Genomic DNA, 23,440 nt, shown 5'->3' with positions numbered 1-23,440 from the left:
GTCCCGGACCGTCCCGCGGCGTCATGGGCGGGACGCCTTCTTCTTCCGGACCTGGCCGTTCTCCTGGCCCTTCACCCGGGCGTAGATCGGCTGACCGGCGGCCGTGGCGTCCACGGCCTGGATCTGGCCCGTGGGCGGATCCGTGCTCTCCTGGGTGACCAGGGTGAACTTCTGGTGCCCGTACTCGTCCACGGCGGTGCGGATGGCGCGGCGCACCACGGAGTCGGACAGCCGCTGGCGCAGCCACATCGGGTCGGCGCGCAGGTCGCGGGTCAGGGCGATGCACAGGACGCACATCACGAGGACGAACGGCAGCGCGGCGACGATGGTGAGCCGCTGCAGACCCCCCAGCGCCTCCGCGGGGGTGTCACCGCCGGCCAGGAGCATGACGGCCGCGACCGCCCCCATCAGCACGCCCCAGAAGATCACGACGGGCTTCGACGGCTCGAGGCTCCCGCGGGAGCTGAGGGAGCCCATCACGATGGACGCCGAGTCGGCACCGGTGACGAAGAAGATGGCGGTGAGCACCATGGCCAGCACCGCCAGGCCGATGGTCAGCGCCTGCGGCGTGCCGAGGCTGTTGAACATGTCGTAGATCGCGCCGTCGAAGGAGATGGTGGGGACGCCGTCGACGACCGTGGCGATCCCGTCGCCGGGGTCGGGGGTCGCGTTCGCCGTCCGCTGGATGTGGATGGCGCTGCCGCCGAAGACGGCGAACCACAGCAGGGACACCAGGGAGGGCACCAGCAGCACGCCGGTGACGAACTGGCGGATGGTGCGACCGCGGCTGATACGAGCGATGAACATGCCCACGAACGGCGTCCAGGAGATCCACCAGGCCCAGTAGAAGATCGTCCAGCTGGACAGCCACGCGCGCATGTCCTCGCCGCCGGAGGCCTCGGTGCGGGCGGCCATCTCCGGCAGCTGCTGGAGGTAGGAGCCGATCGCGTTGGGGATGAGGTTGAGGATGAACAGGGTGGGCCCCACGACGAAGACGACGAGGGCCATGACCACCGCGAGCACCATGTTGGTGTTGGCCAGGAACTGGATGCCGCGCTCGATGCCCGACACCGCCGAGGCCACGAAGCAGAAGGTGAGCACCGCGATGATCAGCACGAGCATCGGGGTGGCCACCTCGCCCACCACGCCGTTGAACTGCAGACCGCTGCCGATCTGGAGCGCGCCCAGCCCGAGCGAGGCCGCGGAGCCGAAGAGCGTGGCGAAGATGGCCAGGATGTTGATGATCTTGCCGCCGACGCCGTCGACCGCCCGCCGCCCGAAGAGGGACACGAACGCCTCGGAGAGCAGGTTCTTGCGGCCCAGCCGGAAGGTGCCGTAGGCGATGGCGATGCCGAGCACCGCGTACATGGCCCAGGGGTGCAGCGTCCAGTGGAACAGCGACGTGGCCATGGCCGTCTCGACGGCCTCGGCCGTGCCGGCGTCGACCGTGGCCGGCGGCGGGGAGATGTAGTAGTAGAGGGGCTCGGCGACGCCGTAGAACATCAGGCCGATGCCCATGCCGCAGGCGAACATCATGGAGATCCACGAGACGGTCCTGAACTCGGGCCGTTCGCCGTCCTTGCCCAGCGGGATGTTGCCGAACCGGCCCAGGGCCAGCCACAGGACGTAGGCGACGAACAGGGAGGACAGCAGCACGAAGATCCACCCGGTGTTCTCCAGGACCCACCCGAGCGCCGCGGTCGAGACGGTGGACAGGTTCTCCGTGCCGACGAAGCCCCAGACCACGAAGGCGACGACCAGGGCGCCGGTCACACCGAAGATCACCTTGTCCAGGCCCCGGGGCTCTCCCTGTAGCGCGCTGCGCCGTTCCTGGACCCCCTCCCTGAGCTCGCCGAGGATCTGGGTCTCCTCGGCCTCCGCCTCGTGGAGGTGCGTCGTGTCGTCGACGGGACAGGCCGGCGGGGCCTCCGCGTCCGACGACGGAACCAGTGGTGGATTCTCAGTGCTCATCGTGATCCCCTCCCGGGAACAGGTGCTGCGGCCCGGTCCCGGAGGGCCGGCGTGGCGCCGTCTCGACGACGTCGCCGATCTTGTCGGTGATCCAGTCGTGGAAGGCGCCGATGTGGTGCTCGGAGGGGACGAGGACCCCGCCGGTGGCGTAGATCTTGGAGTTCATGGCGGGTTGGCAGCGTTCGCAGGCGTCGAAGTCCTGCTGGTTGACGCGGTGGAAGAGCTCCACGGAGGTGGAGACGTCCTTGCCGGAGTCCACGACCGAGGGGAGGTAGAGCCAGTCGCACTCCACGACGGTGTGGTCCGGAGCCAGCGGGAACATGCGGTGGATGATGACGTGGTCGGGGACGAGGTTGACGAACACGGTGGGCTTGACGGTGATGGCGTAGTAGCGGCGGTCGTGGTCGTCGTCGACGCCGGGGAGCTTGTCGAGGCCCTCGGAGCCGTCGATGGTGAAGCCGCGCACGTCGTCGCCGAACTCGGCGCCGTGGCCGACGAAGTACTGGGCGGCGAGGCCGTCGGCGAACTCGGGCAGCACCTCCGTGAGCTCGGGGTGGATGGTGGCGCAGTGGTAGCACTCCATGAAGTTCTCGATGATGAGCTTCCAGTTGGCCTTCACGTCGTAGGTGATCCGCCGGCCCAGGGAGAGGTTGGCGATGTCGTAGCCCTCGATGGCCTGGGTGTCCCCGAGGCGCTCCTGGATGTCGCCCATGACGTCCTCCTCGAAGGACGGAGGGTTCTCGGCCAGGCAGACCCAGACGTAGCCGAGGTACTCGCGGACCGGGATGGTGACCAGGCCGTACTCCTGGCGGTCGATGTCGGGCATCTTGGTGAGGTTGGGGGCGGCGATGAGCTTGCCGTCGAAGTCGTAGGTCCAGGCGTGGTACGGGCACTGGAAGGAGCGCGCGGCTTCGCCGGCGTCCTCCATGCACAGCTTCACGCCGCGGTGGCGGCAGATGTTGTAGAACGCCCGGATGCCGTGCTTCCGGTTGCGGGTGATGATGATGGACTCCCGCCCGACCTGGACGGTGCGGAAGGCTCCGGGCTTGTCCAGGTCGGCGGCGCGCACGGCGCAGAACCACATCTGCTCGAAGATGCGCTCCTGCTCGGCGCGGAAGACTGCCTCGTCCACGTAGGTGGAGCCGGGCAGGGTGGAGATCAGGGACTCCGAGACAACGTTGATCGACAACACGAACTCCTGGGTTCGGACAGTGCGCAGAGCGCGGGGTGGGAGAGGGAGGAGGAGGGGCAGGGCTGCGTGGGCGGTCAGGCCGCGAGCGACTGGACCGCGGCGACGGCGAGCTTCTCGAGGGTCTTGCGCCAGCGGCAGAAGAGCCTCGTCTGGTTCCAGGCGAGCACGGCGACCGGCTCGTCCCCGGCGTAGTAGACGGCGAGCAGGGAGTCCTGGTCCGGGCCGCCGTGCTCGTAGGCCACGCGGTCGGCGCGGGAGGCGTCGCCGGCGAACTGCAGGCGGGTGCCGTACTGGTCGGACCAGAAGTAGGGGGGCTTGACGGCGGGCAGCCCGGCCGGGTCGGCGCCCAGCAGGGCGCCCACGGCCACCGCCGGGCGCTCGGCGGCCCCGGTCCAGTGCTCCACCCGGTGGTGGCGGCCGGTGCCCGGCTCCCACCACGCGGCGCAGTCGCCCACGGCGACGACCCCGGGGATGCTGGTGGCCCCGACGGCGTCGCACAGCACGCCGTTGCCCAGCTCGATCCCGGAGCCCTCCAGCCAGGCGGTGTTCGGCGCCGCGCCGATGCCCACGACCACCACGTCGGCGGGCAGCACCCGGCCGCCGGCCAGGCGCACCGCGCTGACCGACCCGCCGGTGAACTCGAACTCCTCGATGTCGACGCCGCAGATCAGCTCCACGCCGGCGCGTTCGTGCAGCCCGGCGACCACCCCGCCCAGCTCGGTGCCCAGCGGGCCGCACAGGGGGGTGGGGGACTTCTCCAGCACCGTGACGTCCAGACCGAGGGCGTGGGCGGTGGAGGCGACCTCCGCGCCGATGAAGCCGGCGCCCACGACCACGAGCCGCCGCCCGGCAGTCAGCAGCCCGCGGAGCCTCTGCGCGTCGGCGACGGTGCGCAGGCTCACCACGTTCGCGCTCCCGGCGAGCTGCGGCAGCGACCGGGGCGAGGCCCCGGTGGCGATCACCAGGCCGTCGGCGCGCACCGACCGCCCGTCCTCCAGGTGCACCAGGCGGGTGGTCGCGTCGAAGGACACCGCCCGGGTCCCGAGGATCCACTCGGCCTCCAGGGCCTCGTCGTCGGTCTCCAGGGCCAGGTCCTCGAGCTCGATCCGGCCGGCGAGGAAGTCCTTGGACAGCGGTGGGCGGTCGTAGGGGCGCTGGGGATCATCACCGATGATCACCAGTCGTCCGGCGAACCCGAGGTTCCGGGCGGCCCGGGCGGCGGACAGGCCCGCCAGCGACGCTCCGACAATGACGAGGGACTCCATGAGGGACCCCTTTCAGATCTTCGTCCTGAATGACCCGGAGCAAGGGCGGGGAGGTCCGAAGTCCGGACGTCCTGTGCGCTTCGTGCAACACGGCTCACAATGTGAGAATCAGCGTGAACCTCGTCACCGGCCCCGTCAAGGGGTCCGGCGAATTCGACCCGGGGAATTTACATTGCGTCCCCGTGCGGCCCGGCGCGGGTTCCGGGTGGGCCCCGGCTCTTGACAGGGTTCGGTGGAAGTCCTCACGATGTTGCACATTGCAACACTTGTTGCTCATCGTGAGGCAGTGCGGTCGAGGTGGCAACGCTCGGCACAGCAGGCCCGAGCCACCTCAGGAAAGGATCCGCTCCGATGCACCAGGCCTGCCCCCTCAAGGACCTCGCCCCCGGTGACGCCCTGCGCCTCGACACCGTCCCGCCCATCGCCGTCTTCCACACGGAGGAGGGCGAGCTGTTCGCCATCGACGACACCTGCACCCACCAGGACGCCTCGCTCGCCGACGGCTGGGTGGAGGGGTGCGAGGTGGAGTGCCCGCTGCACGCGTCCAAGTTCGACCTGCGCACCGGCGCGGTGGACGCCCCTCCGGCCAAGCTGCCGGTGCGGGCCCACGAGGTGAGCGTCGTGGACGGCGTCATCATGGTCGAGGAGTCGTCCGAGGCACCGAACCTGCCGCCCGGTCTCACCGTCAACGGCCACGAGTCCCGGCCGAGCTGAACCCGGCCGAGCCCCCGCACGACATCCGCAGGTCAGGAGAACCGCCCCATGAGCACCACCCCTCGCGTCGTCATCATCGGCGCCGGCATCGTCGGCACGAACCTCGCCGACGAGCTCGTCCAGCGCGGCTGGACGGACGTCACCGTCCTCGAGCAGGGTCCGCTGCCCCTTCCCGGGGGCTCGACGTCGCACGCGCCCGGACTCGTCTACCAGACGAACCCGTCACGGACGATGACCCACTTCGCGCGGTACACCGTCGAGAAGCTCGTCTCCCTGGGCTGCTTCAACCAGGTCGGCGGTCTCGAGGTGGCCACCACGCCGGCGCGGCTGGAGGAGCTCAAGCGCAAGGTGGGCTACGCGGCCTCCTGGGGGATCGAGGGCCGGCTGCTCACCCCCGAGGAGGTGCTCGCGCAGCATCCCCTGGTCAATCCCGAGATGGTGCTGGGCGGCTACCACGTGCCGACGGACGGGCTCGCCCTGGCGGCCAAGGCGGTGCAGGTGCTCATCGAGCGCACCACGCGCGCCGGCGTGACCTACTGCGCCGAGACGATCGTCACCGGCATCGAGCGCTCGAACGGCCGCGTGACCGGCGTGACCACGTCCGACGGAACCGTGCCGGCGGACATCGTCGTCTCCTGCGCCGGATTCTGGGGACCCGCGATCGGCGAGATGGCCGGCATGCCGTGCCCCCTCCAGCCGCTGGCCCACCAGTACGTCTTCACCTCCGCGGTCCCGGAGCTGGTCGGCAAGCACGACGCCCCGAACGGCGCGACCCTGCCGATCCTCCGGCACCAGGACGCGGACCTCTACTACCGGGAGTGGGGGGACCGGATCGGCATCGGCTCCTACGCCCACCGCCCGATCCCGGTGGACCTCGCCGACCTGCCGCACTACGCGCCCCGCGACATCGCCCACGACCGGATGCCCTCCCGCCTGGACTTCACGCCCGAGGACTTCACCGAGCAGTGGGCCGAGAGCCGGCGCTTCCTGCCGAGCCTGCGCGGCAGCGAGGTGGCCGAGGGCTTCAACGGCATCTTCTCCTTCACCCCGGACGGGGGCCCGCTCATCGGTGAGTCCCCGGACCTCGCCGGGTTCTGGGTGGCGGAGGCCGTGTGGGTCACGCACTCCTCGGGTGTGGCCAAGGCCATGGCCGAACTGCTGGTGGACGGCGCTCCGGAGACGGACCTGCACGGCTGCGAGGCCACCCGGTTCGACGACGTGCAGCTCTCCCCGGAGTACGTCGAGGAGACGGGCAAGCAGAACTTCGTGGAGATCTACGACGTCCTCCACCCCCTCCAGCCCCGGGAGTCGCCGCGCAACCTGCGGGTCAGCCCCTTCTATCCCCGGGAGCTGGAGCTCGACGCGTTCTTCCTGGAGAGCCACGGGTGGGAGCGCCCGCACTGGTACGAGTCCAACGCCGCGCTCCTGGAGCAGCTGCCCGAGGAGTGGCGCGAGCCGGAGCGCGAGCCGTGGGCGGCCCGGTTCCACTCGCCGATCGCGGCGGTCGAGGCCTGGAAGACCCGCACCGCCGTGGCGATGTACGACATGACCCCGCTCAAGCGCGTGACCGTCGAAGGTCCCGGGGCCGCCGCTCTGCTGCAGCGGCTCACCACCGGCAACGTCCTGCGCAAGCCGGGCGCCGTGACGTACTGCCTCCTGCTGGACGAGAAGGCCGGGATCCGCAGCGACATCACCGTGGCCCGGCTCGGCGAGAACCTGTTCCAGGCCGGCATCAACAGCAGCGTGGACGTGGCGTACCTGTCCGCCGAGGCCACCCGGCAGAGCGCCGCGGACCCCACGGCCTGGGCCCTGGTCCGTGACACCACCGCCGAGACCTGCTGCATCGGGCTGTGGGGGCCGAAGGCCCGGGAGGTCATGGCGAAGGTCTCCCGCGACGACCTGTCCAACGACGGCCTGAAGTACTTCCGCACCAAGCAGATCCGGGTGGGCGGCCTGCGGGTCACCGCGATGCGCCTCTCCTACGTGGGCGAGCTCGGTTGGGAGCTGTACACCACCGCGGACCAGGGACTGCGGCTGTGGGACCTGCTGCACGAGGCGGGCCAGGAGTTCGGCATCGTCCCCGCGGGGCGCGCCGCCTTCAACAGCCTGCGCGTGGAGAAGGGCTACCGGTCCTGGGGCACCGACATGACCACGGAGCACACCGCCCTGGAGGCGGGACTGGACTTCGCCGTCAAGAAGGACAAGGGCGAGTTCGTGGGGTCGGCGGCCGTGGCCTCCGACGGCCAGGTGCGGCGCCGGCTGCGCTGCCTGACGGTCGACGACGGCCGCTCCGTGGTGATGGGCAAGGAGCCCGTGTACGTGGACGGCGCCGCCGCCGGCTACGTCACCAGCGCCGTCTTCGGCCACACCGTGGGCCGCCCGGTCGCCTATGCCTGGCTCCCGCCGGAGCTCTCCGAGGGGGACGGCGTCGAGATCGAGTACCTCGGCGAGCGCGTCCCCGCCACGGTCAGCGCCGAGCCGCTCGTGGACCCCGGCATGGAGCGCATCCGCGGCTGAGGCCCCTGCCGTCGCGGCCGGGGCGTGCGCCGCTCCGGCCGCGGCTCTTCGTCCCGACCTCGGGACTTCCCAGTACGACTTCTGCGATCGAGCACCGTTACCGGTGCCGACGACGACGAAAGGCAGTTCCAGCATGCACAAGGTCAAGGGCGTGGTGTCCAAGGGCAAGAACCAGCCGGTCAGTGTGGAGACCATCCTGGTGCCGGACCCCGGACCGGGAGAGGTACTGGTGGACGTGCTCACCTGCGGGGTGTGCCAGACCGACCACCACTACGTCCAGGGCGGGGTGGGCGACGACTACCCGTTCCTGCTGGGCCACGAGTCCTCGGGCGTGGTGTCGGCGATCGGGGAGGGGGTGACGGAGGTCGCCGTGGGCGACCACGTGATCCTGAACTGGCGAGCGGTGTGCGGCGAGTGCCGGGCCTGCCGCAGGGGCGAGCCCTGGTACTGCTTCGCCACCCACAACGCCACCCAGAGGATGACGCTCGAGGACGGCACCCCGCTGACCCCGGCCCTGGGCATCGGGTCGTTCGCCGAGAAGACCCTCGTCGCCGCCGGGCAGTGCACGAGGATCGAGGCCGACCTCGAACCGCACCAGTACGCGGCCGTCGGGCTGCTCGGGTGCGGCGTGATGGCCGGCATCGGCGCGGTGCTCAACACCGGCGCCGTGAAGCGCGGGGAGTCCGTGGCCGTGATCGGCTGCGGTGGGGTCGGGGCGGCCGCGGTCGCCGGTGCCGCACTGGCCGGGGCCACCACGATCGTGGCCGTGGACCTCGACGACGAGAAGCTGGCCACCGCGGAGCATTTCGGCGCCACCCACGTGGTCAACTCGAAGGAGCAGGACCCCGTGGCGGCGATCCGGGCGCTCACGGGCGGCAACGGCGCCGACCTGGTGATCGACGCCGTGGGCATCGCCCCCACCTTCAAGCAGGCGTTCGAGGCCCGTGACCTGGCCGGCCGGATGGTGCTGGTCGGGGTGCCCGCCCCCGGCACCACGTGGGAGATCCCGCTGGACGAGGTCTTCGGCCGCGGCGGGTCCATCAAGTCCGCCTGGTACGGCGACACCCTCCCCTCCAGGGACTTCCCGATGCTGGTGGACCAGTACCGGCTCGGCCGGCTGGACCTCGACGGGTTCGTCACCGAGCGCATCGGCCTGGACGACGTCGAGGAGGCCTTCGCGAAGATGAAGGCCGGCACCGTCCTGCGCTCCGTCGTGGAGCTGGACCGCTCGGCGACCGGCGCGGAGGAGCGTGGCCTGGAGACCGGCGTGACCGCCCCGGCCGGAGCGGCCCGATGACCGCGCGGCAGGATGTGGGGCAGCGCACGGACGCCACGGGCCGGGTCCGGGTGGAGCACCTGGTGACCTCGGGGACGTTCTCCCTGGACGGGGGCACCTGGGAGGTCGAGAACAACGTGTGGATCGTGGGCGACGACGAGCAGTGCGTGGTCATCGACCCGGCCCACGCCCCGCAGCAGGTCGTGAACGCCGTCGGCGGCCGGGCAGTGGTGGCCATCCTGCTCACCCACGGCCACGACGACCACATCCGCGCCGTCGTCGAGGTCGCCGAGCAGCTGCGGGCACCGGTGCACCTGCACCCGGACGACACGATGCTCTGGGAGCAGGTCCACCCCGCCCGCCGCTTCGACCGCATCATCCGCGACGGTGACGTCTACTCGGTGGGCGGGGTGCGCCTCACCGCGCTGCACACCCCGGGCCACTCGCCGGGCTCGGTGTGCTTCTGGGCGCCGGACCTGGGCGAGGGCGGAGTGCTGTTCTCCGGGGACACCCTCTTCCAGGGCGGTCCCGGCGCCACCGGCCGCTCGTACTCGGACTTCCCCACGATCGTCGACTCCATCCGGGACCGGCTGCTCACGCTGCCGGGGACCACGGAGGTGCTCACCGGCCACGGGGACACCACCACGATCGGCGCGGAGGCCCCCCACCTGCAGGAGTGGATCGACCGCGGCCACTGAGCCGGCAGGAGGCCGGCCCGGGTGACGTTCCGGAGCACGCACGACGTCCCGGAGCACCCACGACGGAGCGCCGCCCCCGGGATCCCCGGGGGCGGCGCTCCGTCGTGCGTGCTCAGCGCAGGACGACCGTGCGGTTGCCGTGCAGGATGACCCGGCCCTCGCAGTGCCACTTCACGGCGTTGGACAGGGCCTTGCACTCGGTGTCCCGCCCCGCGGCCACGAGGTCCTCCGGGCCGTAGGTGTGGTCCACGTCCACGAGCTGCTGCGCGATGATCGGGCCCTCGTCCAGCTCGGCGTTGACGTAGTGCGCCGTGGCGCCCACGGTCTTCACCCCGCGCTCGTAGGCCTGGTGGTACGGCTTGGCGCCCTTGAAGGACGGCAGGAACGAGTGGTGGATGTTGATCACCCGTCCCTCCATCCGGGTGGCCAGCGAGTCGCTGAGCACCTGCATGTAGCGGGCCAGGACCACGAGGTCCACCTCGAAGCGGTCCACGAGCTCCAGCAGCCGGGCCTCGGCCTCGGGCTTGGTGTCCCGGGTGACGGGCACGTGGAAGAACGGGATGCCGTGCCACTCGACGAGGCGCTGGTGGTCGCGGTGGTTGGAGACCACCGCGACGATGTCCACGGGCAGGTCCCCGGTCCGGGCGCGGAAGAGCAGGTCGTTGAGGCAGTGGCCGAACTTGGAGACCATCACCAGCACCCGCCGCTTCGCCCCGTGCTCGCTGAGCTCCCAGCGCATGTCGAACCGCTCGGCCACCGGGGCCAGGTCCGCCCGGAGGGCCTCGGGGTCGAGGCCGTCCTCCGTGGCGGAGGCGACGTGCACGCGCATGAAGAAGTGGCCCAGCCGCCGGTCGTCGAACTGGGTGAGCTCCACGATGTTGCACCCGTGCTCCAGGAGCACCCCGCTGACGGCGTGCACGATCCCCGGTCTCTCCGGGCAGTCGAGGGTCAGCGCCAGCTCCGTCGTGGGTGGAGCGGTGGTGACGGCCTGCGGCTGCAGGCGCTGCTCAGCATTCGATGACGTTGACGGCCAGTCCACCACGGGAGGTCTCCTTGTACTTGATCTTCATGTCGTTGCCGGTCTCGCGCATGGTCTTGATGACCTGGTCGAGCGAGACCGTGTGCTCGCCGTCGCCCTGGAGGGCCAGGCGTGCGGCGTTGATGGCCTTGACGGAGGCGATCGCGTTGCGCTCGATGCACGGGATCTGCACGAGCCCGCCCACGGGGTCGCAGGTCAGCCCGAGGTTGTGCTCCATGCCGACCTCGGCGGCGTTCTCGACCTGCTCCGGCGTGCCGCCGAGGACCGCGCACAGGCCCGCGGCGGCCATGGAGCAGGCCGAGCCCACCTCGCCCTGGCAGCCCATCTCCGCGCCGGAGATGGAGGCGTTCTCCTTGATCAGGATGCCGACGGCCGCCGCCGTCAGCAGGAACTCCACCACGCCGTCCTCGTCCGCCCCGGCGACGAACCGGTCGTAGTAGTGCAGCACGGCGGGGATGATGCCCGCCGCCCCGTTGGTCGGGGCGGTGACGATCCGCCCGCCGGAGGCGTTCTCCTCGTTGACCGCCAGGGCGTAGAGGTTGATCCACTCCATGGCCTGCAGCGGATCGGACGCCGGCCGGACGGCGCACGCGTCGGCGGCCGCCTCGGCCTCGCGCAGCCGCGCCCGCAGGCCCGGCGCCCGGCGGCGGACCTTCAGCCCGCCGGGCAGCCGGGCCTCCGTGCGCGTGCACCCGTTCTCCACGCACTCCTGCATGACGGCCCAGAGGCGCAGCAGGCTCGAGCGGAGCTGCTCCTCGCTGCGCCAGGACAGCTCGTTGGCGAGCATGATCCCGGCGATCGAGGTCCCCTCCCGCCGGCAGTGCTCCAGGAGCTGCCGGCCGGTGGTGAACGGGTACGGCACCTCCGTGGTGTCCTGGACGATGCGGTCCTCCCCGGACACGTCCCCGTCCACCACGAACCCGCCGCCCACCGAGTAGTAGGTCCGCTCCCGCACCGGCTCGCCGTCCGCCCCGAAGGCTGCGAACGTCATGCCGTTGGGGTGCGCGGGCAGCGACCTGCGCCGGTGCATGACGACGTCCTCGGCGCGGTCGAAGGGGATCGGCCGGACCCCCGCCAGGCACAGCTGCCCGCGCTCCGTGCTCGTCCGCACCCGGTCGTCCGCCGTGTCGGTGTCCACGGTCTCCGGGTCCTCGCCCTGCAGCCCCAGGATCACGGCCTTGTCCGAGCCGTGCCCGTGACCGGTGGCGCCGAGCGAGCCGAACAGCTCGGCCCGGACCCTGGCGACTCCCTCGAGGAGACCGGCCCCGGCCAGCCCGTCCGCGAACAGCCGGGCGGCCCGCATGGGGCCCACCGTGTGGGACGAGGAAGGGCCGATGCCGACGGAGAACAGGTCCAGGGCGGACAGCGCCATCAGGGCACCTCGGGAGAGGCGAACTCCGTCATGCCGTCCAGCAGCCACCGGGCGGTGTACTCGGCGAAGGAGGCCCGCGGCATGATCCGCCACGTCAGCTCCTCCGTGCGCCACAGCAGCACCTGCACCGGGCCCAGGGTCGTGGCCACGGCGGTGCCGACCGCGAAGGCCCGCGGGTGCAGGTCCAGGTGGCAGCTCTTCTCGAGCACCGCGCGGGCCGAGGGCCCGGACAGCTCGAGGGTGGTGCGGTTGGCAGACAGGTCCACGGCCTGCCCGGGCTCGGTGCCGAGGGCCCCGGCCAGCCCGGCGGCGGTGCCGGCGTCGTCGGTGCCCGCCGCTCGGAGGTCGCTCCCCGCAGGGCCGATCTCCGCGGGCCCCACGCCGTCGGGGCCGACGAGCAGGAACTCGTCGGGCCCGATCCACAGGATCGCCGTGGCCCCGGCGGTGCCGGTGACCCGGCCGTGGCCGGTCGGCAGGGGCATCCCGGCCGCGGCGGCGACCGCCTCGGCGGCCGGAGTGCCGGGCGCCACCCGGATCCCGACCATGGTCAGGAACGGGATCTCGCGCAGGGCCACGCCCCGCTCGCCCGTCACGGTCTGCTCGTGCATCTGCTGCGCGAGGTGGGCGAGGGGACTGCGGCGCAGGGCGGTGGTGTCGGTCAGGAGCTGCTCAGCCATCACGGCGGTTCCCTTCGGGGTCGTAGAGCACGGGTTCTGCGATGACGACGTCCACGAGCCGCCCGTCGAGCGGGGCCTGGAGCGTCTCACCGATGCGGTTGCGGCCGTTCTCCACCAGGGCGAGCCCGAAGGTCCGGTCCAGGGCGGCGCTGCGGTAGCTGGAGGTGACGTGGCCGACCATGGGCACGGGGGCGACCTCCGGGGTGATGGGCGTGCCGTGGTCCACCAGCTGGGCGCCCTCCGGCAGCCGGAACGTCCGGTCCACCGGCAGGACCGCGACCAGCTGCTTGCGGTCCGGGCTGGTGGCGGACGGGCGGTCGTAGGAGCGCCTGCCGATGAAGTCCTTGGTCTTGGACACCACCCACTCCATCCCCAGGTCCTGCGGGGTGACCGTGCCGTCGGTGTCCTGGCCCACGATGGGGAAGGCCTTCTCCGCGCGCAGCACGTGCATGGTCTCGGTGCCGTAGGGGGTGATGCCGTACTCGGCGCCGGCCTCCGCGACGGACTCCCAGACCGACAGGCCGTACCAGGAGGAGACGTTGATCTCGAAGGCCAGCTCCCCGGAGAAGGAGATCCGGCAGATCCGTGCGGGCACCCCGGAGGCCAGGACGGTCTCGCGGAAGGCCATGAACGGGAACGCCTCGTTGGACAGGTCCAGCTCGGGGGCGAGCTTCTCGACGACGGCCCGGGACTTCGGGCCCACGACGGCGACGGTGGTGTACTGCTCCGTGACCGAGGTGAAGGTGACGTCGAGCTCCGGCCACTCGGTCTGGGACCACTCCTCGAGCCAGTCCAGGACCTTGGCCGCGCCACCGGTGGTGGTGGTCATGAAGTACCGGTCCTCGTCCAGGCGCAGGGTCACGCCGTCGTCGAAGACCATCCCGTCGGGGGTGCACATGACCCCGTACCGGCCCATGCCGGGCTTGAGCTTCTTGAAGGCGTTGGTGTAGACGCGGTTGAGGAACTCCCCGGCGTCCTTGCCCCGGATCTCGATCTTGCCCAGGGTGGTGGCGTCCATGAACCCCACGGACCCGCGCACGGCCGCGCACTCGCGCAGCACCGCCGTGTCCATGTCCTCCCCGGCCTGCGGGTAGTACCAGGGCCGCTTCCACTGCCCGACGTCCTCGAACAGGGCCCCGTGGGCCACGTGCCAGGGGTGGACCGAGGTCAGCCGCGCCGGGTCGAACAGGTGGCCGAGCCGTCGTCCGGCCAGGGCCGTGAAGGCCACCGGGGTGTAGGGGGCGCGGTAGGTGGTGGTGCCGATCCCACCGACGTCGGTGCTGTTCAGCGCCGCGGCGATGACGCCGATGGCGTTGACCCCGGAGGTCTTGCCCTGGTCGTTGGCGGTCGAGATGGAGGTGTAGCGCTTGACGTGCTCCACGGACCGCATGCCGGCGCCGGTGGAGCGCAGCACGTCCGCGACCGTCTGGTCGCGCTGGAAGTCGACGAAGTGGCGGCTCCAGCCGGCGGACGCGCCCTCGGGCCCGGGCACCAGCCACAGCGGGCGGACGGGCGAGGACTCGACGCTCTCCGCGTGCGGGGTCTCGGGCTGGGTCTCGAAGCCGGCCCGGCCGGCGGCCTCGGCCCCGGCGAGGGCCCCCTCGGTGAGGCACCACGCCAGGTCGGTGGTGCCGTTGACCGAGCCCGCGGTGTGCTGGTCCCGCACGGGGGCGCCCGGCACGAACGCCGCGAGGCGCTCGTCCCAGGTCAGCTTGCCCTGCCGCTGGCTGTGCAGGTGGACCACCGGGGTCCACCCGCCCGAGACGGCGAGCAGATCCGTGTCCACGGTGGTGGTGGGGCCGGTCAGCGCGCCGGAGCCGTCGATCCCGCCGATCGTCACGGCGCTGATCCGCCCGTGCTCGCCGTCGCCGGCGGTGTCCACCACGGCGCTGCCGGTGATCAGGCGAACCCCGGTGGCGGCGGCGATGTCGGCGGCCCGGCCGTGGAGCTCCGGGCGGGAGTCGACCACGGCCGCGACACGGACCCCGGCGGCGGCGAGGTCGGCCACGAGGTCGTAGGCGGAGTCGTTCGTGGTGGCCACGACCACCGACGTGCCGGCGGCGACGGCGTAGCGGTTGAGGTAGGTGCGCACCGATCCGGCGAGCATGATGCCGGGGCGGTCGTTGTTGGCGAAGACGACCGGCCGCTCGTGCGCGCCGGTGGCGAGCACGATCTGCTGCGCCCGCACGTGCCAGATCCGCTCCCGCGACACGCCGGGACCCGGGGCCTCGGCGAGGTGGCCGGTGCGCCGCTGGACGGCGACGACGTAGTTGGCGTCGTAGTTGCCGAACGCCGTGGTGCGGTGCAGGACAGTGACCTCGGGCTCGGCCTCCAGGGCGGTGAGGGTGCGGGCGACCCAGTCGCGGGCGGGCAGGCCGTCGACGACGTCGTCGCGGCCCGACAGCAGGGAGCCTCCGGCCTCCGGCTGCTCGTCCATGAGGATGACCCGGGCCCCTGACTTCGCGGCCTCCCGGGCCGCGGCCAGCCCGGCGGGGCCGGCGCCGACGACGAGGACGTCGGTGTGCACGTGCTTGTGGTCGTAGACGGCCTCGTCCTTGCGGGGGTCGAGCTGTCCGAGACCGCGCAGGTAGGACGCCTGCAGACCGTCGGTCAGCTCGACCGTGGTGGCCGGGAGCATGGACTCGTCGACGTCGGCCTCCGTGCGCGCGGCGACCTTGACCAGCGCGGTGGGCTCCTCCACCCCGGCGGACACGATCCCGCGCGGACGGCCCAGGTACATCGAGTCGCCGCAGTGGATGCGCCCGGCGGCGAGCAGGGCCGAGGCCAGGGTGTCGCCGGCGTACCCGGTGTGCTCCTGCCCGTCGACGGTGAAGCGCACCGGCGTGGTGCGGTCGATGCTGCCGGGCGCACTCTGCTGCGCCGGCAGGCGGTGGGTCTGCGCGCTCACTTGACGCCTCCGATCTCGGGCTTGGGCTCGTCGATCCTGTAGACGGCCTTGATGTCGTAGGTCACGGTGTCGCGGACGACGTTGAACCAGCGGCGGCAGCCGACGGCGTGGGCCCACCGTTCCGCGATCAGACCCTTGGGGTTGTTGCGGTAGAAGAGGTACTCCGCCCACTCCTTGTCGGAGAGCCGGCTGGGGTTCTCGGGGTAGGGCACGTGCGCCTCCCCGCCGTACTGGTACTCGGTCTCGTCGCGCGGCCCGCAGTTGGGGCACTCGATCAGCAGCATGGTGTTCCGGCCTCCTAGTGGGCCACGGCGGCGGCGCCGTGCTCGTCGATGAGGACCCCGGTCTCGAACCGCTCCAGGGCGAAGGGCTCGTTGAGGGGGTGGGGCTCGTCGTGGGCGATGGTGTGGGCGAAGGAGTAGCCGGCGCCGGGGGTTCCCTTGAACCCGCCGGTCCCCCAGCCGCAGTTGACGTACATCTGGTCCACGGGCGTCTTGGAGACGATCGGGGAGGCGTCCAGGGTGACGTCGACGATGCCGCCCCACGTGCGCAGGACGTGGGCGCGGGCGAAGATCGGGAAGAGCTCCACCGCTGCCGCCATCTGCTCCTCGATGACGTGGAAGGCGCCGCGCTGGCCGTAGCCGTTGTAGGCGTCCACGCCGGCGCCCATGACCAGCTCGCCCTTGTGGGCCTGGGAGACGTAGACGTGCACGTGGTTGGACATCACCACGGTCGGGTGCACGGGCTCGTGCAGCTCCGAGACCAGGGCCTGCAGCGGGTGGGACTGGATCGGCAGCCGGAACCCGGCGAGCTCCGCCAGGACCGAGGAGTGCCCGGCCCCGCAGAGCCCGACCTTGCCGGCGTTGATCCGCCCGCGGGACGTCTCCACGGCCACCACCCGGTCGCCGTCCTTGACGAAGCCGGTGACCTCGCAGTTCTGGATGATGTCCACGCCCATCTCGTCGCACTTGCGGGCGAAGGCCCAGGCCACGTGGTCGTGCTTGGCGATGCCCGCGCGCGGCTGGTAGGTCGCCCCCATCACCGGGTAGCGGATGTCGTCCCCGATGTTGATGATCGGGCACAGCTCCTTGACCTGCTCCGGGCTGATCCACTCCGCGTCGATGCCGTTGAGCTTGTTCGCGTTGACCCGGCGCATCGACTCGCGGACGTCCCCCAGGGTGTGCGCCAGGTTCATCACGCCGCGCTGGGAGAACAGGAAGTCGTACTCCAGCTCCTCGGGCAGGATCTCCCAGAGCTTCAGGGAGTGCTCGTACATCGCCGCGGACTCGTCCCACAGGTAGTTGGAGCGGATGATCGTGGTGTTGCGGGCCATGTTCCCGCCGGCCAGCCAGCCCCGCTCCAGCACGGCGATGTTGGTCATGCCGTGGTTCTTGGCCAGGTAGTAGGCGGTCGCCAGCCCGTGTCCGCCGCCGCCGACGATCACGGCGTCGTAGGAGGACTTCGGGTCCGGGTTGCGCCACAGGAAGTCCGGGTGCTCCGGCAGCAGGTCGGCCATCAGAAGGCTCCGTTCAGGGCGGGGGCGGACAGGTTCGGGTAGAGCGGGAACCGCTCGGCCAGGGCGGTCACGCGATCGCGCAGCTGCTCGACGAGCTCGTCGGTCAGCTCCTGGATCAGCGCCTGGGCGATGATGTCGGCCACCTCCGTGAACTCCTCGGCCCCGAAGCCGCGGGTGGCCAGGGCCGGGGTTCCGATCCGCAGACCGGAGGAGACCATCGGCGGGCGGGGGTCGAAGGGCACGGCGTTGCGGTTGACCGTGATCCCGATGCGGTGCAGCCGGTCCTCGCCCTGCTGTCCGTCGAGCTCGGAGTTCCGCAGGTCCACCAGCACCAGGTGCACGTCGGTGCCGCCGCTGACCAGGTTGATCCCGGTGGCCATGACGTCCGGGGACAGCAGCCGGGTGGCCAGGATCTTCGCGCCCTCCAGGGTGCGCACCTGGCGGTCGGTGAACTCCTCGGCCGCGGCGTGCTTGAAGGCCACGGCCTTGGCGGCGATCACGTGCTCCAAGGGGCCGCCCTGCTGACCGGGGAAGACCGCGGAGTTGATCTTCTTCGCGTGCTCCTGCTTGCACAGGATCACCCCGCCGCGCGGGCCGCCGAGCGTCTTGTGCGTCGTGGAGGTCACCACGTCGGCGTGGGGCACCGGGTTGGGGTGCAGCCCGGCGGCGACGAGCCCGGCGAAGTGCGCCATGTCGACCATCAGGTACGCCCCGACCTCGTCGGCGATCGCGCGGAACGCGGCGAAGTCCAGCTGCCTCGTGTAGGCGGACCAGCCGGCGATGATGAGCTGCGGGCGGTGCTCGCGGGCGAGCCGGGCGACCTCGTCCATGTCGACCCGGTGGTCGTCCTCGGAGACCCCGTAGGCGGCGACCTGGTAGAGCTTGCCGGAGAAGTTGAGCTTCATCCCGTGCGTCAGGTGCCCGCCGTGGGCGAGGTCCAGACCCAGGATGGTGTCGCCGGGCTGGAGCAGCGCGGACATGGCCGCGGCGTTGGCCTGCGCCCCGGAGTGCGGCTGGACGTTGGCGTGCTCGGCGCCGAACAGGGCCTTGAGGCGGTCGATCGCCAGCTGCTCGATCACGTCCACGTGCTCGCAGCCGCCGTAGTAGCGCCGGCCGGGGTAGCCCTCGGCGTACTTGTTCGTGAGCACCGAGCCCTGGGCCTCCATGACCGCCGCGGGCGCGAAGTTCTCGGAGGCGATCATCTCCAGCGTGGACTGCTGGCGCCGCAGCTCGGCGTCGACGGCCGCGGCGACCTCGGGGTCGCTCTCGGCCAGCGGCTGGTACAGGGAGTGGTCCTCGTGCACGGTCATGTGCCCTCCTGGGAAGTCTTCTGTGTGCAACTGATATATCAGTTGTTCAGGCCTAGTATGTGACGAGGGGCACGGCGGGTCAAGCATGACTTCCCGTCCCGTCGTCATCCGGCGCTCGGGCCCCGTCACACACGCCGCAGGAAGGGCCCGCATGCTGCAGCACACCGACGAGACCGCGGCGGGCGGCCGGTCCCTGGCCGACCAGGCCTTCCTCCGGCTGCAGGACCGGTTGATCCTGCTCGACATCCCGCCCGGCAGCCCGCTCAACGAGGCCCGCCTGAGCGAGGACCTGGGCGTGGGGCGCACTCCGCTGCGCGAGGCGCTCAAACGGCTGGAGTCCGAGCACCTCGTGGTGACCTATCCGCGCCGGGGGACGTTCGCGACCACGGTGGACATCACGGCCCTGTCCGAGATCTCCCAGGTGCGCGAGGTGCTGGAGCCGCTGGCGGCCCGTCTGGCCGCCGCGCGGCGCGGGGGTGCCGCCCGCGAACGGCTGGAGCGGCTGCGGGAGCAGCTCGAGGAGCCGGCCGCCGAGGACCGCGAGGACACCCTGCGCTGGGACGTGGCCATCCACCGGGCCGTGTACGCCGCCGCCGGCAACGCGCACCTGGAGACGACCCTGACGCGCTACGGCAACCTGGCCACCCGCATCTGGTGCGTGGCCGCCGACCGGATCCCGCAGCTGCAGGAGCACATCTCCGTGCATGCGGCCCTGCTCACCGCGGTGCTGGAGGGCAGGGGTGACGAGGCCGCCACGATCATGCTCGAGCACATCCGCGACTTCGAGGAGCAGGTGCGGCGGGTCCTCTGAGCGGCCAATTGTTGCGCTGATCACAACTTCGATGCGTCGCCGCCGCACCACGGGCGGCTGAATGTCTCTCTGTGTGACCGGGTTTAACCTCGCAGTAACGCGAATTAACGTCACGGCCATTGACGGTGAGCTGGATCACTCCCTACATTGAGGCAACGCTGTTGCATTGACAGCAACGCACTTGCGCCAAGAGGCACTCCTCTTCCCCGGCTCCCAGGCCGTTCGGCACGGATCCGCTCCGTGCCACCAGGAGCACCCACGAAAGGACGACCATGACCACCTCGCCCATCACCGCCCCCGCTGCCTCCGTCGCCGAGCTCGAGCGTCTGAAGACCCTGCACAACGGGCAGAAGGAGCAGCTGACCTTCTCCGACGCCGAGTTCGAGCGCCGGCTGGACGGCCTGCGGCGGATCATGGCGGAGCAGCAGCTCGACGCCGTCATCCTCACCAGCTACCACGGCATCAAGTACTACTCGGACTTCCTCTACACCACGTTCGGGCGCAACTACGCCCTCGTCGTCACCGCCGAGGACTCCGTCACGGTCACCGCCAACATCGACGCCGGCATGCCGTGGCGCACCAGCTACGGCGACAACATCGTCTACACCGACTGGCGGCGCGACAACTTCTACTACGGCCTCCAGGAGGCCCTGCGCCGGCGCGGTGTGCAGGCCCGGCGGATCGGCGTCGAGGACGACGCCCTGCCGCTTCTGACCCGCCGGCGCATCCAGGCCGCGTTCGAGGGCGCGGAGCTCACCGACGTCTCCCAGGACGCCATGCGCCAGCGCATGATCAAGTCCGCCGAGGAGATCGAGGTCATCAAGCACGGCGCGCGCATCGGCGACCTCGGCGGCGAGGCCATCCGCGCGGCGATCCGCGAGGGCATCACCGAGTACGAGGTCGCGCTCATCGGCACCGAGGCGATGGTCCACGAGATCGCCCGCACCTTCCCGCACCGCGAGGTCCGCGACACCTGGGTGTGGTTCCAGTCCGGGATCAACACCGACGGCGCCCACAACTGGGCCACCACCCGCAAGCTGCAGCGCGGAGACATCCTGTCCCTGAACTGCTTCCCGATGACGTCGGGCTACTACACCGCCCTGGAGCGCACCCTGTTCCTCGGCGAGCCGGACGCCCGCTCGCGCGAGCTGTGGGAGATCAACGTCGAGGTCCACGAGCGCGGCCTCGAGCTGATCAAGCCGGGCGCGGTGTGCAAGGACATCGCCGCGGAGCTCAACGAGATCTTCATCTCCCACGGCCTGCTCGCCAACCGCACCTTCGGCTACGGCCACTCCTTCGGCGTGCTCAGCCACTACTACGGCCGCGAGGCCGGCCTGGAGCTGCGCGAGGACATCGACACCGTGCTGGAGCCGGGCATGGTCGTGTCCATGGAGCCGATGATCACGGTCCCGGAAGGCGAGCCGGGCGCCGGGGGCTACCGCGAGCACGACATCCTCGTCGTCGGCGAGGACGGCGCGGAGAACATCACCAAGTTCCCGTACGGCCCCGAGCACAACATCGTGTCCGCCTAGGCGCGGAACGACGACGACGGCGGCGGCGCCCCGGTGCGCCGCCGCCGTCCTCCCCGGCAGCTCCTCTGCCGCAGCCGCACCCCGCGGCACCGCCACATCCACTGCACGGAAGGACCACGGTGGTCACCACCCGTTCGCTCGAAGACCTCGACGCCCACAGCTACCAGGAGTACGTGGCCACCGGTCAGGGGCTGGTGCTCATCCCCACCGGGGCCACGGAGCAGCACGGGCCGCACATGCCGCTGGGCGTGGACGCCATGCTCTCCCGCGCCATCTCCCTGGCTGCGGCGGAGGACCTCGACGCCCTGGTGGCGCCGGCCTTCTGCTACGGCTACAAGTCCCAGCCCCGCTCCGGGGGCGGCAACCACCGCGCCGGCACCACCAGTCTCTCGGCCCAGGCCCTCATCGCACAGACGAAGGACGTGGTCCTGGAGTTCTTCCGCCACGGCGTCCGCCGGATCGCGGTGGTCAACGGCCACTTCGAGAACTACCAGTTCCTCTACGAAGGACTCGACCTCGCGGTGCGCGAGGCCCGGGCCGGCGGCCTCGACGACAGCCGGGCCCTGCTGCTCTCGTACTGGGACTTCGTCGACGAGCAGACCCTGGCGGTCGTCTTCCCCGACGGCTTCCTCGGCTGGGACATCGAGCACGGAGGCGTCCTCGAGACCTCGCTGATGCTCCACCTGCACCCCGAGAAGGTCGACATGTCCCGGGCCCCCGACCATCCCCCCGCTGACCTGGCCCCCTACGACGTTTTCCCCGAGGACCCCGCTCGCACCCCGAGCTCCGGGTGCCTCTCCTCTCCAGCAGGCGCGACCGCCCAGCGCGGCGAGCTGCTGCTCTCCACCGTCCGCACCGGCATCGTCCGGGCGGTCACCAGCGAGTTCGGGAAGTGAGAAACACATGAAGAAGTCACACGCCTCCGCGGCGGCCGCCACCGAGGCCGTGACCGTGCCGCGGTTCCGGGGGCGGCACCTGCCGGCCCTGGACCGGCTCGTCATCACGGTCCTCCCGCCCCTGCTGATCATCGCCGTGCTGGTGGTGGTGACCATGGACCCGGGCGGCGCCGCCGAGGCCATCTCCACGGCGCGCACCTTCGTGACCGGGAACTTCACGTGGCTGTTCATCCTGTACTCGCTCGTGGCGGTCGCCGTGTGCGTGTGGCTGGTCGTCAGCCGCGTCGGCTCGATCCGCCTCGGCGGCCCGGACGCCCGCCCGGAGCACGGCAAGTTCGCCTGGTACTCGATGCTCTTCGCCTGCGGACAGGGCATCGGCCTCATCTTCTGGTCGGTCGCCGAGCCCATCCTGCTCCGGGACGACAACCCCGTCGTGCCCGCGGGACAGGACGGCGCGGCCGAGGGCGCCATGGTGTGGTCCTACTTCCACTGGGGCCTGACGGCCTGGGCCATGTACTGCGTGGTGGCCGTCTGCCTCGCCTACTCCCACCACAACCTCGGCAAGACCCTCACCTTCCGCGAGGCCACGGTCGACATCCTGCCGAAGTGGTCGCAGCGCGGGGCCGGCGTGGTCGTGGAGCTGCTGGCCATCATCGCCACCGTCCTGGGCCTGGCCACGTCCTTCGGCTTCGCCGCCATGCAGTTCAGCTCGGGACTCGCGTCCTTCACGGGGCTCTCGCCGAGCTCGGGCGTCTGGCTGCTGGTGATCCTGGGCCTGGGCGGGCTCACCGCCGTCTCCGCGTTCTTCGGCATCAACAAGGGCATGAAGCGGATCAGCGAGCTCAACTCGGTGCTGAGCATCGTGCTGCTCGTGGCCGTGTTCGTCTTCGGCCCCACGATCTTCCTCATCTCCAACATCACGCAGACCTTCGGCTCCTTCTTCACCAACTTCCTGCCGATGAGCTTCTGGACCGACGCGGGGACCGCGGGTCAGGACATCGGCACCTGGCAGGACAGCTGGAACGGCTGGTGGACCGTGTTCATCTGGTGCTGGGTCATCGCCTTCAGCCCGTTCGTCGCCGGCTTCATCGCCCGCATCTCCCGGGGGCGCACCATCCGTGAGTTCGTCATCGGTGTCACGGTGGTCCCCTCCCTGATCGTGATGGCGTGGATCGGCGTGATCGGCTCGGCGGCGCTGCACTACGACGACCGCAGCGACCGCGGCATCTCCGCGGCGGTCGCGGCGGACACGTCCAGCGGACTGTTCGTCATGCTGGAGTCCGTGCCCGTCGTCGGCTCGCTGCTGCTCGTGGTCGCCACCGTGCTCGTCGCCACCTACTACGTCACCTCCCTGGACTCCGGCGCCCACGCCCTGGCCGAGTTCGTCTCCGCGCCGCGGAGGGCCGGGCCCCTCTTCCGCGTGGTGCTCGTGGCCAGCATCGCCGCCGTGGCGGTCACGCTGCTCACGCTCGGCGGCACCGCGGTGGTGGACACGGTGCAGACCGGCACCATCATCGGGGCCTTCCCGTTCTCCTTCGTCATCCTGTTGATGATCGCGAACCTGGTCCGGCGGCTGCTCACCCGCACCCCGGAGACCGAGCGCCTGGAGCGCGAGGTCAACGACCCCTCGCCGGACGCGCCCGGCGGCGGGGACGCCACGGTGGTGGAGCGGGCGGTCCCGCAGCCCCCGGCCCGGCCGGCCGCGGTGCCCGCCGGACGGGAGCCGGTCCCGGACGCGCTCGCGCG

18 protein-coding genes are annotated in these 23,440 nt (G+C 71.2%); 8 read left to right on the top strand and 10 right to left on the bottom strand.

Going from position 1 to position 23,440, the window contains the following annotated elements; all coding sequences use genetic code 11:
* Positions 1-21: 21 nt before the first annotated feature.
* The 3 genes from CRM73_RS09030 to CRM73_RS09020 form a co-directional block, all read right to left on the bottom strand.
* On the bottom strand, positions 22-1,971 hold the full coding sequence (locus tag CRM73_RS09030; protein WP_229587432.1) for a BCCT family transporter: 1,950 nt from the start codon (positions 1,969-1,971) through the stop codon (positions 22-24).
* A complete protein-coding gene (locus CRM73_RS09025) occupies positions 1,961-3,160 on the bottom strand; it encodes an aromatic ring-hydroxylating dioxygenase subunit alpha (RefSeq protein ID WP_229587430.1) in 1,200 nt (399 codons plus the stop codon). Before CRM73_RS09025 ends, CRM73_RS09030 begins: the two co-directional genes overlap by 11 nt.
* A gap of 77 nt (positions 3,161-3,237) precedes the next feature.
* On the bottom strand, positions 3,238-4,428 hold the full coding sequence (locus tag CRM73_RS09020; RefSeq protein ID WP_229587429.1) for an FAD-dependent oxidoreductase: 1,191 nt from the start codon (positions 4,426-4,428) through the stop codon (positions 3,238-3,240).
* Between the two features lie 351 nt (positions 4,429-4,779).
* Here CRM73_RS09020 and CRM73_RS09015 point away from each other — a divergent pair, with 351 nt between their 5' ends.
* The 4 genes from CRM73_RS09015 to CRM73_RS09000 all read left to right on the top strand — a co-directional run bounded on the left by CRM73_RS09015 (position 4,780) and on the right by CRM73_RS09000 (position 9,633).
* Positions 4,780-5,142 (top strand): bifunctional 3-phenylpropionate/cinnamic acid dioxygenase ferredoxin subunit, encoded by a 363-nt coding sequence (locus tag CRM73_RS09015; protein WP_115163415.1) that lies wholly within the window; start codon positions 4,780-4,782, stop codon positions 5,140-5,142.
* A 48-nt stretch (positions 5,143-5,190) separates the two neighbouring features.
* On the top strand, positions 5,191-7,659 hold the full coding sequence (locus tag CRM73_RS09010; protein ID WP_229587428.1) for an FAD-dependent oxidoreductase: 2,469 nt from the start codon (positions 5,191-5,193) through the stop codon (positions 7,657-7,659).
* Positions 7,660-7,792: 133 nt separating this feature from the next.
* Complete coding sequence (locus CRM73_RS09005; RefSeq protein WP_035923485.1) at positions 7,793-8,956, top strand: S-(hydroxymethyl)mycothiol dehydrogenase; 1,164 nt, start codon at positions 7,793-7,795, stop codon at positions 8,954-8,956.
* Positions 8,953-9,633, top strand: coding sequence for an MBL fold metallo-hydrolase (locus CRM73_RS09000; protein WP_109243192.1), 681 nt, complete (start codon positions 8,953-8,955; stop codon positions 9,631-9,633). The genes CRM73_RS09005 and CRM73_RS09000 overlap by 4 nt, the downstream gene beginning before the upstream one ends.
* A gap of 112 nt (positions 9,634-9,745) precedes the next feature.
* On the opposite strand, the gene purU is transcribed toward CRM73_RS09000, so the two are convergent.
* Genes purU through glyA form a run of 7 tightly spaced genes read right to left on the bottom strand, consistent with a single transcriptional unit; the run spans position 9,746 to position 18,455 of the window.
* A complete protein-coding gene (gene purU / locus CRM73_RS08995; RefSeq protein WP_229587441.1) occupies positions 9,746-10,633 on the bottom strand; it encodes a formyltetrahydrofolate deformylase in 888 nt (295 codons plus the stop codon).
* 7 nt (positions 10,634-10,640) lie between these two features.
* Entirely contained in the window at positions 10,641-12,044 is a 1,404-nt protein-coding gene (locus CRM73_RS08990; RefSeq protein WP_035923483.1) for an L-serine ammonia-lyase, read from the bottom strand.
* Positions 12,044-12,721, bottom strand: coding sequence for a sarcosine oxidase subunit gamma (locus CRM73_RS08985; RefSeq protein WP_095650222.1), 678 nt, complete (start codon positions 12,719-12,721; stop codon positions 12,044-12,046). Before CRM73_RS08985 ends, CRM73_RS08990 begins: the two co-directional genes overlap by 1 nt.
* The gene (locus tag CRM73_RS08980; RefSeq protein ID WP_229587427.1) at positions 12,714-15,629 is read right to left on the bottom strand and encodes a sarcosine oxidase subunit alpha family protein; all 2,916 of its coding nucleotides are present in this window, start codon (positions 15,627-15,629) and stop codon (positions 12,714-12,716) included. The genes CRM73_RS08985 and CRM73_RS08980 overlap by 8 nt, the downstream gene beginning before the upstream one ends.
* Positions 15,626-15,913 (bottom strand): sarcosine oxidase subunit delta, encoded by a 288-nt coding sequence (locus tag CRM73_RS08975; protein ID WP_229587426.1) that lies wholly within the window; start codon positions 15,911-15,913, stop codon positions 15,626-15,628. The genes CRM73_RS08980 and CRM73_RS08975 overlap by 4 nt, the downstream gene beginning before the upstream one ends.
* A gap of 14 nt (positions 15,914-15,927) precedes the next feature.
* Complete coding sequence (locus CRM73_RS08970) at positions 15,928-17,145, bottom strand: sarcosine oxidase subunit beta family protein (protein ID WP_109221426.1); 1,218 nt, start codon at positions 17,143-17,145, stop codon at positions 15,928-15,930.
* The gene (gene glyA / locus CRM73_RS08965) at positions 17,145-18,455 is read right to left on the bottom strand and encodes a serine hydroxymethyltransferase (protein WP_109243190.1); all 1,311 of its coding nucleotides are present in this window, start codon (positions 18,453-18,455) and stop codon (positions 17,145-17,147) included. The genes CRM73_RS08970 and glyA overlap by 1 nt, the downstream gene beginning before the upstream one ends.
* A 151-nt stretch (positions 18,456-18,606) precedes the next feature.
* Between glyA and CRM73_RS08960 the strand changes: the two genes are divergently transcribed.
* The 4 genes from CRM73_RS08960 to CRM73_RS08945 all read left to right on the top strand — a co-directional run.
* On the top strand, positions 18,607-19,266 hold the full coding sequence (locus CRM73_RS08960) for a GntR family transcriptional regulator (protein ID WP_109268379.1): 660 nt from the start codon (positions 18,607-18,609) through the stop codon (positions 19,264-19,266).
* A gap of 272 nt (positions 19,267-19,538) precedes the next feature.
* Positions 19,539-20,798 (top strand): M24 family metallopeptidase, encoded by a 1,260-nt coding sequence (locus CRM73_RS08955; RefSeq protein ID WP_035923474.1) that lies wholly within the window; start codon positions 19,539-19,541, stop codon positions 20,796-20,798.
* Between the two features lie 119 nt (positions 20,799-20,917).
* Positions 20,918-21,694: a creatininase gene (locus CRM73_RS08950; RefSeq protein ID WP_035923472.1), complete on the top strand. Its 777-nt coding sequence runs from the start codon at positions 20,918-20,920 to the stop codon at positions 21,692-21,694.
* Positions 21,695-21,701: 7 nt separating this feature from the next.
* A partial coding sequence (locus CRM73_RS08945; RefSeq protein ID WP_229587425.1) for a BCCT family transporter occupies positions 21,702-23,440 on the top strand: 1,739 nt, incomplete at its 3' end.

Source organism: Kocuria sp. CCUG 69068 (assembly GCF_020833785.1).
GTDB classification, from domain to species: Bacteria; Actinomycetota; Actinomycetes; order Actinomycetales; family Micrococcaceae; genus Kocuria; species Kocuria rosea.
Note: the sequence above shows the minus strand (reverse complement) of the source record. Positions and strands in the feature narration are given on the sequence as shown.